Origin of the sequence: Chryseobacterium oryctis (assembly GCF_025971925.1) — a bacterium.
Lineage (GTDB): Bacteria > Bacteroidota > Bacteroidia > Flavobacteriales > Weeksellaceae > Chryseobacterium > Chryseobacterium oryctis.
The window spans coordinates 725,227-740,475 of the sequence record NZ_JAPDHV010000001.1 but is presented as its reverse complement, the minus strand read 5'-3'; the positions used below and the strand labels follow the sequence as shown (position 1 = coordinate 740,475).

The window sequence follows — 15,249 nt, the reverse complement described above, 5'->3', positions numbered from 1 at the left end:
TTAAAATCGATGAAATATTATTAATCTCTATTCTTTACCAATAACCAGCTTGTGTATTTTACTTTTGTAAGGGCTCCAAATTCTGTCCAACTAATGAAGTACCAATAGGTGGCAGTGTTTACAGGTCTGTCTTTCATATTCCCGTCCCAAATAAATCTATTTGTAGGGTTTCCTCTGAAGACTTCAGCTCCGTATCTGTCAAAAATTCTGAACTCTACATTGTCTTTTGTCATTAATCCTGAATAATTGATTGTATCATTATGCCCGTCTCCGTTAGGTGTGATAGTGTTAATAAGATTAATAATTGTAAATGGTTTTTCTACAATTTCGCATTTTTGAGAGTCTCTTACTTGTATTGTATGAGGTCCTCTTTGGACGTTATAAAATACATTTGTACTCTGCCAGCTTCCTCCATCCAAGGAATATTCGTAAGGAGGCTGTCCTCCGCTTACACCAATGGTAACGGTTGTACCGTCAATGTCAATTGAAGTAATTACTGGTAAAGGAGATTCTGTAACATTTACATATTGTCTGTAAACGCAACCATTGAAAGTAAGGTCTACCCAATAATTCCCAACAGGAACATTAGAAATTGAGGAAGTTGTAGCTCCTGTGCTCCATAAATATGTTTCAAAATTAGGTCCAGCATCAAGTGTTGTTGTTGCTTTCGGACAAATAATTTTATCAATTAAAATATCTGATTTTTTTGGAGTTTTTATATTAATACTAATAGAGCCAACCTCAGGACATGCATTAGGTTTTTCAAATCTTATATAAATTGTTTGAACCCCTGCGATATTTACTGGATTGGTAATTGGTGAAACGTTGTTCTGAGCATTCGCCAGCGTACCAAAAAAGCTATAAGTAACAGAAGGATCATTGGTAAATTGAGAAATAAACTGAGCCAAATCAACTGATTTTATGCCATCTAGGTCATCATCACAGACAGATGCTATTACAGAATTTTTTATTAATGGTAATTTAGCTCCAATACTGAATGTCAAAGGTTGTATAACAGGAGGGCAACCGTCAGGTGAATCTACCCTAATGTATATTGTAGTTGTTGCGGTATAGTTCCAGTTGTTTGGAAGAGTGTTTGCATTTCCTGCGTTAGCATCTGCTAAATTTGCATAATATCTAACATTTGTAAAATAGGTAGGATTGTTCAGAACAATCGGAGTAATATTTGATAGATTTACAGTAACAGTCCCGTCTAAATTGTCATCACAAAAAACACCATTATAGTTTTGAGTCACAATAGCAAGATTGAATAAATTAAGTGTAATTTGAGCGATAACCTTACATCCCAAACTATTTTTTATCACAGCATATACAATTGTTCCGTTTGGTGCAGTGTAGGTAGTTGGAGTTGTTATTAAAGCGGCAGGATTTTCGTTTTGAGCATCTATCAGAGTAGGATAGTAGGTAATAGTTACTGGTGTAGTCGTTGTAATATCTGCTGTTGTTAAATTGAAAGTACCCTGTCCGTTTATATTACAGGCTGTTAATGTGGCATTTTGTACTGCAATAGCCAGAATGTTGATTGTTACCGTTACTGTTTCACAATCTGTAAAATCAGGATCGTTTCCACAGAAAGTATAAGTGAAAGTATCCGTTCCTGCTACTCCGGGATTGGTAGCTGTGTAAGTGATCACTCCTGTTGTAGGATTGATTACAGCTGTACCTAAATTTGGAGGAGTTGTGATAGTGACAGTGGAAGGAACTGGGGTTTGTGTAGAGCTGGTAAAAGTTGGAGTAATTATTTTATCAACACAGATGTCATAAGCTGCGGTGCTTTGTTTCATACAGTTTAAAACTTTAAACTGTTCTGTAATTAAAGGCGCACAACTTCCCATTGTTACTGAGCAGGTATAATACCCGGATTGTGTTGGTATGTATGAAGCAGAAGTTGCTCCGGGTATAATTGAGCCGTTTCTATACCATTGGTAAGTATTATAAATAATAGGATCTATTGTAAGTACAATCCCAGGAACACAATCACCTCCGGATTTTAGAATAACAGGTTGGGTCGGGAATCCTGCAAAGAAACCTCCATAACCAACTGCGTCACTTCCTGCATTAATTCCTGCTGTGATTGCCTTGTCAGAAACTATAGTGATTGTTCCCGTAACGTTCGGAATTCCGTATGTTACCCAATTATTGGTTCCGGTCATATCAAATGGACCAGAAGTCGGGGGAGGAGCAGCTCCATTTACGGTTACGGTTGCTCCTTTTTCGGTAATTAAATTTAATTTTGTGGGAATATTTAAAATTCCGGAAGGGTTGTTGTTTGAAAAAACATAGTTTTCATTGATTAGTCCTAATTCATTAATCTGTTTTGGAAGATAACAATTTAAAGCCGGAATAAAGTTGAAACCTCCTGTTGCATTTTCATTTCCTACTCCAGAATTGGCACCTGCAAGGAGCTGATAAACATAGGCATTTTTAGATGTTTTAATATAGAGATTATAATGGCTTGTACCCTGCAATTGAAATTTAGAATCAGGAATTACATAATATTGTCCAATATTTAATGTTGCTAAAGGAGTGACTTCGTTATTTACCAAAATCTGTGTATTGTCTTCAGTTGCAACAACAATGGCACCTTCCATATTGGTCCCGATGCTTCCATTGCCTTTTACAATGGCAAATTCATTTCCTAATCTTTCAACAGGAACAGCCTGATCCATTAATATATCAGAACTTGATGGGAAATTACCTGAGTATTGCCCGTTGAAATTTCCGTTGGTAACGTTTACAGGTTTGTTTGCTGTAATTTTAGCTCCTATAAATCCGTCTGCATTTCCTGCGATATCTCCGATTCCATCTATGATATATGATTGTCCTTTATTTAAGGTAAATGTCATAGTAGGATTGGTTGCACCAGTTGTTCCGTTAGAAAACTGTACTGTAGGTTTGTATCCTGATATGGTAACTGTAGTATTGTCTTCAGTTGCCAATACACTTGTCATGAAGTTGAGTATAGGATTGATAACCGTAATAGGAGCGTGAGTAACCAAAAAGTTTTTACCTGTTGAAGGAATTCCTTTGGATGTTATAATTTCAGCATGATTGTATACTGAGAATCTCAAATTAGCATAAAACGGAAATTCTGCTTTTACATATAATCCTTTTGTGGAAGGTGTAAATAGATCTGATTGCTGGGTTGTGATGATATAATCTCTTAATACATCGAATTTTTGAGGGCTTCCTTTGCTTATGTTTACTGTTCCGATTAAAACATTATTGTTGTAAATGCTTACAGGGAATGGAGTTGTACGATTGGTTGATAGGTAAATCTTTTGGAATGGGCTTGGATTACCTGTTCTATCAACCATGGGTGCAAACCAATGCTCTCTATCTAATTGAGCATACGTGGTAGAGAAAATGAATAATATAATGAAATAGGATAAAAATTTCTTCATTCAGTGATTGATTTATCACAAATTTAATAATAAAAAGTATTAAGATGTTGAAAAAATAATAAAAAACCACGATTTTAAAATCGTGGTTTTGAAATACTTATTGTTGATAAAATTTTAATCTCTGTTTTTCACTAAAATCCATCCGGTGAATTTTATTGGAGTTGATTTTTTGTTGGGTTCATTCCAACCGATTTCATACCAATAACTTCCTGTGGAAACTTTTTTTCCACCACCGATGCTGCCATCCCATTTGTAATCATTGGCTTTGTCTCCTTGATGAATCTTCGTTCCGTATCTGTCGAAAATGCTGAAAACTAGGTTGGGTTTACCAGCAAGAGCAGAATAATCAAGAATATCATTTACGCCGTCTCCGTTTGGAGTAATTACATTGATGATATTTGGATTTGTGTAATCAATCTCTATAGGCTCACAATTGTAAGCATCTTTTACGTATACTGTTCCAATTCCTCTTGGAACTTCTGTAAAGACATTGGAATCTTGCCAGTGGATATTGTCTAAAGAGTATTGGTAAGGAGCAGTTCCTCCAATTACAGATACAGTAAGATTAGTTGTTGAAATTTCGATATTTGTAATAACCGGCTGCTCAGAAGCATACACTTTTACCACCTGTCTAGTGATACAGTCTCCGGTTTTTAAATCTACCCAATAAGTTCCTACACCCACATCTGAAATTGCTTGCGAAGTTTGTCCTGTACTCCATAAGTAACCATTAAACCCAGGTCCAGCATCTAACACTGTTTTTTCTTCAACACAGATTACTTTATCCGTTAAAACAGTAGATTTTACTGGTGGAAGTACAATAAGTGTAACTTCTGCAATTCTATAACATCCATTTGCGTTTATAACTTTTACATAAGCTACTCCGTTTGGTGCAATATAGTTGGTTGGATTTAAAATCTCATTTGTTCCATTATGTGCATCTGTAGGAGAAGGGTAATATTTTTTAGTTACACCAGGTTCTGAAGTTACCAAAGCGGTAGTAAGATTAAATAATGCAGTAGCCGGATTAGACTCAATGAAACAAGATCTAAGGATTGCATTCGTAACAACAGGGCTTTCAGATACTGTTAAATTTAAAGTTACTTCTTCACAATCTGTGAAATCAGGATCGTTTCCACAGAATTTATATTTAATTAAATCAGGACCGATATATCCGAAATTTGGTGCGTAACTGATGATTCCTGTTGCAGGATCTATAGCTGCATTACCATTTGCAGGAGGTGTAATAATTGTTACTGTACTTGGTACCATAACTTGTGTAGAGTTTGTGAACTGTGGGATAATTGTTTTTACTCCATCACAAACTGTTTCGTTTTTTGTAGTTTCTTGTAAACAAGTATATACTTTATAAACAGGTGTCGTTACAGGCGGACAAGAACCTACTGTAATTTTTACTGTATAGTTTCCTGATTGAGTAGGTGTGTACGAATTGGTAGTCGCACCAGGAATAGGAGTGTTATTTCTATACCATTGATAAGTCTCAAAACTGTCGTCTACTTCAAGTGTAATTCCTGGAATACAATCTCCCGTCTGTTTTGCAATTACGGGGATGGATGAAAATCCAGCAAAATAACCACCGTATCCTACAACTCCACTACCTCCGGAAATACCAGCTGTGACAGCTTTTGTAGAAGTAACAGTGATATTTCCCGTAACATTTGGAACAGAATAAGATACCCAGGCATTAGTCCCCGTTACAGGGTAAGGACCTTGTGCTGCGGTAGGTGTACCCCCATTTACTGTAACAGCAGCACCTGCTTCGGTAAGGATATTTAATTTTACATTATTAGTCGTGGGAGGAAGAATATTAATTAGCCCAATTTCATCAATTTTTCTTGGTAAATAACAATTTAAAGGCGGGATATAGTTGAATCCTTCTGTTGCATTACTAGCTGCTACCCCGGCTAACAACTGATAAACATATACATTTTTTGATGTTTTAATGTACATGTTATAATGTTCATTACCTTGATTGATATAGTTGTTATTACTTGTTTTGTTTACTCTGTAGTATTCTCCTTCATTAAGTACATATGCGGGAGTGGTTGCATCATTAATAAAAACCTGTGTGCCATCTTCCGTTGCTACAATTATGGCATCTTCCATTCTTTCATTAATGTTTCCGTTGCCTTTTACCACTACGAATTCGTTACCTAATCTATCCACAGGAACAGATTGATCCATCACGATATCAGAACCATCAAAAGAACCTGTTAAGGCAAATTGGCCGTTGAAGTTTCCATTAGTTACGGAAATGGGTTTGTTAGATTCTATTTTAGCACCCATAAAGCCGTCTTTGTTTGCGGCATTATTCCCCATTCCTTCTATAATATAAGATTGCCCTTTGTTTAAAGTGAAAGTAAGGGTAGGATGGGTAGTACCTGTATTCCCGTTGGTAAATACAACCGTAGGAGAGTAATTAGAAACAGTAACCGTAGTGTTATCTTCGGTTGCCATAATTCCCGTTGTAAAATTTAGAAGAGGAGTACTGGTTGTAGTGATATTCTCAATAGGAGAGATTACAGCGTAAAATTTAGTTCCAATACCGGCTTTTCCTTTTGATGTTAAAATTTCACCGTGACTACTAACGGAAAATCTTAAAGTTACAAAATAAGGTTTAGTCCCTTTAGTGTATAAACCTTTATTGACAGGGGTAAATAATTCAGTTGTAGCTGATGTAATGATTGTGTTTAAAGGAACATTGAATGTTTGTGGATTTCCTTTACTGATAGTAACAGTTCCGATAACAACATTGTTACTGTAAATTTCTACAGGAAACGGAGTTGTGGAGTCTGTAGAAAAGTATAAGGCCTGTTGAGGACTTGATAATACATTGGATCTTGCTGCCATCGGAGCAAACCAATGTTCTGTATCTCTTTGCGCGAAAACAAAGAGCGGTATTGACATAAAAATCAATATAAAACTTAGTAAAAGTCTTTTCATAAGTTTAGAATTAGGATTGTTGCAAAAATAAAAGAATATTTAGGATTTATAGATAAAAAAAAGAAATAAATTAAAGTAAATGAATAAATAAACCACGATTTCGTAATCGTGGTTTAAAAATATATATGCTTGGTATTAATCAATGTTTTTTACTAGAATCCAGCCAGTATATTTTATTGGAGTATTTTCTTTGTTTGGCTCAGTCCAATTAATATGATACCAATAGGTTCCTGTTACTATCTTCTTGTCATAATGTCTACCGTCCCATTTATAATTGTTGAACTTATCTCCAGTAAATATTTTGTTTCCGTATCTATCGTAAATTACAAAACTAAGATTGTTTTTGTAAGCTAATTCACTATAATCAATTACGTCATTTACATTGTCTCCATTTGGAGTGATTGCATTAATCAGATTAGGGATTGTAACTTCTACAGAAGTTGGTGTACAGTTGTATGAATCTTTTACGTAAAACGTATGCTGACCTCTTGACAAATCTGTAAATACATTAGAGTCTTGCCAAGTTGTAATTCCGTCTACTGCATATTTATAAGGTGGTTTGCCTCCGGTTACTACAACCGTTGCTGTGTTGTTTGATATTTCAATTTGAGTAATTACAGGATCTGCTGCTTTTATTACTTTCACAATTTGAGGAAGGAAACATCCATTTTTACCTAAAATTACAGTGTATTCACCTACTCCAACACCTTGAATTTCTGAAGTAGTAGCACCAGTACTCCACTGGTATGAATCGTACCCTGGTCCTGCGTCTAGATTTATTCTATCATCAATACAAATGTATTTATCAACTAAAAGTGGAGATTTTTTGATAGGTTTTGCAATTAATGTAATTTTTGCATTTGCTGTACATCCTTCGTTGGTTGTTACTTTTACATATACGGTACCTCCGGCAGATTGATAATGTGTAGGGTTAGTAATTAAGCCAGTTCCCGCATTTAGATTTGCTAAAGTAGGGTAAAACAGTTTAGTTACTGCGGTATAATCTGTTACTTGTGCAGTTGTCAAATCAAACTCAGCAAAAGGATTTGTGTCATATTGGCAAGCTTCCATTGTTACATCTTTTACTACAAAAGGAACTACAGTTAAATTTAAAGTAACTTGTTCACAGTCTGTAAACTCTACATCATTACCACAGAATTTGTATACAATAGTATCGTTACCTAAGTATCCTGGATTAGGAGTATAAGTAATAACTCCTGTTGAAGTGTTTAGAGTTGCAGTACCATGAGTTGGTGGTGTGATAATCGTTACTGTTCCAGGTACTGGAGTCTGTGTAGATGATGAAAATGTTGGTGTAATGGTTGTGGTTCCACAAATAGTAACATTTTTATTAGTCACTTTCAGACAGTTATGCACTTTATAGATAGGTGTTGTAACCGGTGGACATGTACCCATTGTTACTTTTACAGTATAATTACCTGATTGGGTTGGTGTGTATGTGTGAGATGTAGCACCTGTAATGATGGCATTATTTCTATACCATTGATAAGTTTCATAGCTATCATCAACCTCTAATATAATTCCTGGAACGCAGTCACCTATTTGTTTTGCAATTACTGGGATTGAAGAGAATCCTGCAAAATAGCCACCATATCCAACAACTCCACTTCCGCCTGATATACCTGCGGTTACAGCTTTTGTTGATGTTACAGTTACATTCCCTGTCATGTTTGGAACGGAATAAGATACCCAAGCATTAGTTCCTGTTACAGGATAGGGACCTTGTGCAGCAGTAGGAGCTGTTCCATTTACAGTGACAGCCGCTCCTGCCTCAGTAAGAATGTTTAATTTTATAGTATTACTGCTATTAGGTAATTGTTGTATCATTCCAATTTCATCAATTTTTCTTGGTAAGAAACAGTTTAATGGTGGAATATAGTTAAATCCTTCAGTAGCATTGCTATTACTAATACCTGCTAAAAGTTGGTAAACATATACATTTTTAGATGTTTTAATATACATGTTATAATGTCCGTTTCCTTGGTCAATGTACTTATTAGTAAATGTTGTATTGTCAGGGGAATTAACACGATAAAATTGTCCTTCATTTAATGTAGTAACAGGAGTTGTCCCGTCGTTAATATAAACTTCTGTATTATTTTCTGTAGCAACAATGAGTGCATCTTCCATTCCTTCTGAGATATCACCATTTCCTTTCACAACTACAAATTCATTTCCTAGTCTGTCTTTAGGTACAGATTGATCCATCACAATATCAGATCCATCAAATGAGGTAGTTATGGCAAACTGACCATTGAAGTTACCATTTGTAACAGAAATAGGTTTGTCAGCAACTATTTTAGCGCCAATAAATCCTGTCGCATTAGTTCCATTAGGACCTTGTCCTTCAATGATGTAAGATTGTCCTTTATTGAGTGTGAAGGTCATTGTTGGGTTAGTCGTACCTGTCGTACCGTTTGTAAATTGAAGCCCGGGGCTATAACCTGAAACAGTGACAGAAGTGTTGTCTTCCGTAGCTAAAATTCCTGTTGTGAAATTAAAAAGAGTAGCACTACTGGTTGAAGTATTTTTTAACGGGGAAACTACTGCGTAAAATTCTTTTCCAATACCAGCTTTCCCTTTAGATGTAAGAATTTCGCCATGACTTGCTACGCTAAATCTAAAATTTGCAAAATAAGGTTTTGTTCCTTTAGTATATAATCCTTTATTTACCGGAGTGAACAAATCTGCTGCATTGGAGGTAACCATGGCGGCAGAGTAATTAACTGGTGTTGTTGGTAATGGAAATGCAACTGGAGTGCCTTTACTAATAGTAACTGTACCTATTACAATATTATTACTATAAATCTCTACTTCAAACGGAGTTGTAGAATCTGTAGAGAAGTATAATGCTTGCTGTAGACCAGAAAGAACTCCAGAACGTGCCGCCATTGGAGCAAACCAATGTTCTGTATCTCTTTGAGCAAAGATTGTATTGCTAGTTAAAACAAGTAATACAAAACTGAGTAGAAATCTTATCATATGATTAGGAATTAGGATTTCTACAAAAATAACACAATATTTTAAATGTTTTTAAAAAAATACAAAGAAATTGAAAAAATTATTCACGATTCTTTATTAAAATCCATCCTGAGTATGAAACTGGTAATTTTGTATCTGGTTCTGTCCATTTGATTACATACCAATAAGTTCCTGTCGGGAGGGTTCTTCCTCCTGGCTTTCCGTCCCAGATATAATTTTTATTTGCAGATTTATAAACCGTTGCTCCATATCTGTCAGCAACTTCAATACTTACGTTTTCTTTTATTCTTAAATCTGAATAATTTAATACATCGTTTATTCCATCTCCGTTAGGTGTAATTGCATTTACAATATTTAATACTAAGAATTCTTTTGTTACAGGAAGGCATCCGTCTGAGCCTAAAACATAAACTTTATGAGTTCCTCTTGATAATCCTATAAAAATATTAGAATCTTGATAATCAATTCCGTTTAAAGAATATCTATAAGGAGGTGTTCCTCCGGTTACATGAATTGTAGCAGTAGTTCCTACTACATCTATTTTTGTAATGATAGGAGCTTGAGCAGTAATTACATTTACATATTGACGGTAAACACAGCCATCTAATCCTAAATCAACATAATAATTTCCTGCTCCTACAGTTATGGTTTGTGTTGTTGCTCCGGTACTCCATTTGTATGTTGTAAAACCAGCTCCTGCATCTAGAAGTACATGTTCATCTGAACAAATTACTTGGTCATGAAGCGTAGTGGATTTTCTTGGTGATTTAAAAATAAGATTTAATGTTCCTGTATTGGGACAAGAGTTAGGACTTGTGAATCTTATAAAATAAGTAGTGTGTGTATTAATAACCTGAGTTGCAGGGATTGCGTTTGTTGCATTTTGGGCATTTGCCAAAGATGTATAAAATGTTAAAGTAACATTCGGGTCTGTTGTAAATAAAGCTTTATAATCATTAAGATTTACACTTTCAGAGCCATTAAGGTCATTATCACAAATATCAGTATTTGCTGTAGATGTCAGTAATGTTATTTTGTTTTCGATAGTAAAATTTATCTGTCCGAAAACGGTAGGGCAATCTCCGGTAAGTGCATCAACTCTTACATAGACTGTTGTGTTGGTGTTATAGTTCCAGTTAACAGGGATTGTGTTGTTGTTTCCTGCATTAGCATCAGCTTGGGATAAATAGTATCTTACATTAAAATTCGCTGGGTTTGTTACAATTTGTGGTGTGACATTAGCGAAATTTACGGCTACAATTCCATCAAAATTTTCATCACAAATATTAGCATTAAAGTTATTAGTGTTAATATTCGGAGAGGGGTTGGTAGTTAGAGTAATTTGTGCAACCTTTGAACATCCGTAAGCTGACGTTACATTAGCATAAATAATTCCTGCGGGTCCTGTATATGTTGTCGGATTTGCGATTTGACCGGTTAAATTTGCATTAGTATAATAAGTAATCGTAATCCCAGTGTCTGTAGAAATATTAGCTGAAGTAAGATTGAAAGTTCCGTTTCCGTTTGTCGTTACACAAGAGGCTAAAGAAACATTGTTAACATTCGGTAATGGATTTACAGTTAGGTTTATCTGTGCAACTTTAGAACATCCATATTGAGAAGTTACATTGGCATAAATGATTCCCGCAGGACCGGAATAATTGGCGGGATTTGTAATCTGTCCCGTTAAGTTTGCATCGGTATAATAAGTAATTGTAATCCCAGTATCTGTAGAAATATTAGCTGAAGTAAGATTGAAAGTTCCGTTTCCGTTTGTTGTTACACAAGAGGCTAAAGAAGCATTGTTAACATTCGGTAATGGATTTACAGTTAGGTTTACCTGTGCAACTTTAGAACATCCATATTGAGAAGTTACATTGGCATAAATGATTCCCGCAGGGCCGGAATAATTGGTGGGATTTGTAATCTGTCCCGTTAAGTTTGCATTGGTATAATAAGCAATTGTAATCCCAGTATCTGTAGAAATATTAGCTGAAGTAAGATTGAAAGTTCCGTTTCCGTTTGTTGTTGCACAAGAGGCTAAAGAAGCATTGTTTACTTGTAAAACATCAATATTGAGGTTTATCTTAAAGTATTCAAAAGCGAAAGGATTTCCGTTTCCTTGTATATAATAAGTAAATGTATCTGAAGTATTTGTGGTAATTCCTGCATTAGGTGTGTAAGTGATTTGTCCAGTTGTTGGATTTATTGCAACAGTTCCTGATGTAGGCTGAACAATAATACTTGTAAGTGATGGAATGATAGTTTGCGTAGAATTTGTAAAAGCCGGTGTGATTACTTTTGTGTTACACGAACCAATTGTATAAGTTGTGGTAGAAACTGGCGGACATAAAGTATAGTTGTATACTGCCGTTAATCTTGTTTCACAATTGTTTTTAGTAATTGAACATGTATAATCTCCAGCTCCATATAGCTCAGGATTTATACTGTTGGAAGTTGCTCCCGGAATAGGATTTCCATTAAAATACCATTGATAAGCATCATAATTATTATCAACCTGAAGAAGTACTCCTGTATAGCAGTCTCCCGTTTTTGTGATTGCCGGAACCGATGAGAATCCTGCAAAATATCCTCCATAACCTACGGCTCCACTACCTGCTGCAATACCGGCTGTCATTGCTTTTGTTGAATTTACAGTAACATTCCCTGTTACATTCTGAATAGAGTAACTTACCCAGTTTGAATTTCCTGTTACAGGAAAAGGACCATTTGCCGCGGCAATTGGATTTCCATTTAGAGTTACAGTAGCACCAGATTGAGTAATGATATTTAATCTGGTAGCAAATGTTTGTCCCCCGATTCTGTTTATGTATCCTATTTCTTCGATTTTATTAGGCATAAAACAGCTTAATGGTGGAATAAAATTCATTCCTCCTGATGCGTATTCGTTTCCGTTTGTTGCTCCTGATAATAATTGATAAACATAAATATTTTTAGAAGCAGAAATATTCATATTATAATGACCATTTCCCTGATTGATGTATCTATTGCTTGGTACTAAATAATATTGCCCTGTGTTTAATGTAGTAGTAGTTGCAGCTCCGTTGAAAGAAATTTGGGTATTATTTTCCGTGGCAATGATAAGAGCTGTTTCCATTTGTGAAGTAACGGTTCCGTTACCTTTTACAACTACGAAATCTTTTCCAAGCCTGTCGATAGGAACGGCTTGATCCATCAGGACATCATTGTTTGTTAAGTTTAAACTTGTATATGCTGCATTAAAGTTTCCGTTGGTGACAGAAATTGGTTTTGTTGCAACGATTTTAGCCCCCACTAAACCTGTTCTGTTTGCATTTGACCAAGAACTTACAACATCCAAGATGTAAGATTTTCCTTTATTAAGCGTGAAAGTTCTACTTGGTGCAGAAACGCCATCTGAAAATGTAATCGCAGGATTGTATCCTGAGATTGTTACTGTAGTATTATCTTCTGTAGCAGTTACCCCAATTGTTGAGCTCATGTGATCCTCCGAACCTGAGATTGGAGCTACACCCGCAAAAAAAGTTGTACCTAAACCTGCGGCTCCCTTTGAGGTAAGAATTTCAGCATGATTGGGAAGTGCAAATCGGTAATTGGCAAAGAATTTTTTTGTTCCTTTTACATTCAATCCCATGTTGTTTTGTGTGAAAAGTTGAGACTGAGTTGCAGTGATTAAAAACTGATTGGGAATAATAACCTGTTGTGGGTTACCTTTGCTTACTTGTACTGTAGTATAAAGTGTGTTGTTGTTATAAATCTGCACAGGAAAAGGAGTGGTTTCGTCTGTAGATAGGTATAAGTAACCTTCAAGACCATTGATTCCTGCTTTTGCAGACATTGGAGCAAACCAGTGCTCTGTATCTAATTGTGCATTAGCAAATAAACAAAAAAAAGTACAAATGGTTAGTAGAAGTTTTTTCATGCTTTTTAATAAGGGGATGCAAATGTAAGCATTAATAATCAATTTTTTATATATTTTTTTCTTTGAATAATTTTAGCATAAGAAAATATTAAATATTTAATAATTAGTTAATATTTGATGTGTTTTCATAATCTGGTGAAATAAAAAATCCCGATGAAAAATTTCACCGGGATTATATTTTAAATTTAAAGAATAAATTATAAGCTTACTCTGATAAATCCTGTTACTTTTAGGTCTGCATTCACAGATTTTACATAGTCAGCAACTGACATAGAGCTGTCTTTGATGAAATCTTGGTGTACCAAAGTGTTGTCTTTGTAGAATCTCTGCATTTTACCTTTCAAGATATTGTCGATAATGTTTGCAGGCTTACCTTCTTCAACAAGTTTATGTCTTTCGATTTCTAATTCTTTATCGATAGTTTCTTGAGAAACTTTAGTTTCGTCAAGAGCGATTGGGTTCATAGCAGCAGCCTGCATAGAAACAGCTTTAGCAGCTTCGTCAGCACCTTCTACGTTAGCAGAAAGAGAAGTGATAGCCGCAATTTTGTTTCCAGCGTGGATGTATGCTCCTAAGAAAGGACCTTCGATTCTTTCGAATGTACCGATTTCAATTTTTTCACCGATAACACCTGTCTGCTCGATTAATTTCTCAGCAACAGTCATTCCGTGGAAATCTGTAGCCAATAATTCTTCTTTAGAAGCAGCAAAAATAGCCATTTCAGCTAATTCGTAAGCTAGTTCTACGAAAGCTTCGTTTTTACCAACGAAGTCAGTTTCACAGTTTAAAGAGATAATAGCACCCAAAGTGTTATCTTCGTTTACTCTTGCGATAACTGCACCTTCAGTAGACTCTCTGTCAGCTCTGTTAGCTGCAACTTTCTGTCCTTTTTTTCTAAGGATATCTACTGCTTTTTCGAAATCTCCTTCAGCTTCTACTAAAGCTTTTTTGCAGTCCATCATACCTGCACCTGTTTGGTTTCTTAATTTTGCTACGTCTGCAGCAACTGGTGTATAAGACATAATATCTATTATTTTTTTTATTTGTAAGATTAGTATTAATTTTTAGCTTAATTTTAGAGCAGTGCAAAGATAATGATTTTAATGATAAACTAAAAAATGACTTTTCACGTTATTTGTATATTTAATAAATTTTTAAATACTTAATTGATGAAAAAAATATTCCTACTTGTTTTTTTATGCGTTTTTACCCTAGGTTTTTCGCAAAAGAAGAAAAAAGCGAAATCTAAGGCTGTTGCTGAAAAAGAGACACTTATTATCTATACAGAGCAGGATGCAGAAAGTACAAAGGAAGCAAGAATTATTGCAGGTTTCTTGAAACAAAATCCGGGGCATGCCAAAACAGATTACTTTAAAAAGAGGTTGATAGAAATAATTATGGCAGATAATTCTCCGGAAGCAAAACCTACAATTACTCCGCTTAGTAAAAAAGAAGTTGAGAAAATAACTAAAAATGAGTCTAAAGAATCAAAAACTTTAGCTTCAAATTCTAAATCTGCTCCTACATCATCATCTTCTGCATCTCCGGAAAGAACTGTAAGCTATGCCAGTTTAGGCAGTAATGATGCTAGTAATAAATCTGAAGCAAGTGAGAGAAATAAGAAAACAGCGGCGATGTTAACACATATGTTTAATAATGATCCTATGAATAAGGAGGCATATATTAACATTAAAAATAAATCTAAATGCAATTTGATTGTAAAAATCAGCGGGAAAAAATACTATAATCTGGATGTTCCGGCAAAAGGACAAAACTTTATTCTGATTGATAAAGGTGAATATGTTTTAACAACAATGGTGTGTGATGCAAAGTATTCTTCTTTAAAGAAAATTAATAAAGATATTGAGATAGAGTTGAACTTAAGTGAAGATTAAGTTGATTCAACTAAAAATAAAAAAGGTTAAGAATATTTCT

Annotated in this window: 6 protein-coding genes; 1 reads left to right on the top strand and 5 read right to left on the bottom strand. The window is 35.0% G+C overall.

All coding sequences use genetic code 11. The features are described 5' to 3' along the window. Positions 1-20: 20 nt before the first annotated feature. From OH806_RS03490 to tsf, 5 genes are all read right to left on the bottom strand, one after another. Positions 21-3,425 (bottom strand): T9SS type B sorting domain-containing protein, encoded by a 3,405-nt coding sequence (locus tag OH806_RS03490; protein ID WP_264742271.1) that lies wholly within the window; start codon positions 3,423-3,425, stop codon positions 21-23. A gap of 114 nt (positions 3,426-3,539) precedes the next feature. Beyond that, positions 3,540-6,353, bottom strand: a complete 2,814-nt coding sequence (locus tag OH806_RS03485; protein WP_264742270.1) for a T9SS type B sorting domain-containing protein — start codon at positions 6,351-6,353, stop codon at positions 3,540-3,542. Between the two features lie 171 nt (positions 6,354-6,524). Further along, positions 6,525-9,392: a T9SS type B sorting domain-containing protein gene (locus OH806_RS03480; RefSeq protein ID WP_264742269.1), complete on the bottom strand. Its 2,868-nt coding sequence runs from the start codon at positions 9,390-9,392 to the stop codon at positions 6,525-6,527. 79 nt (positions 9,393-9,471) lie between these two features. Beyond that, positions 9,472-13,314: a gliding motility-associated C-terminal domain-containing protein gene (locus OH806_RS03475; protein WP_264742268.1), complete on the bottom strand. Its 3,843-nt coding sequence runs from the start codon at positions 13,312-13,314 to the stop codon at positions 9,472-9,474. A 197-nt stretch (positions 13,315-13,511) separates the two neighbouring features. Continuing rightward, positions 13,512-14,336: a translation elongation factor Ts gene (gene tsf / locus OH806_RS03470; RefSeq protein ID WP_264742267.1), complete on the bottom strand. Its 825-nt coding sequence runs from the start codon at positions 14,334-14,336 to the stop codon at positions 13,512-13,514. Positions 14,337-14,483: 147 nt separating this feature from the next. On the opposite strand from tsf, the gene OH806_RS03465 reads away from it, so the two are divergent. Next, a complete protein-coding gene (locus OH806_RS03465) occupies positions 14,484-15,209 on the top strand; it encodes a DUF6759 domain-containing protein (protein ID WP_264742266.1) in 726 nt (241 codons plus the stop codon). Positions 15,210-15,249 lie beyond the last annotated feature (40 nt).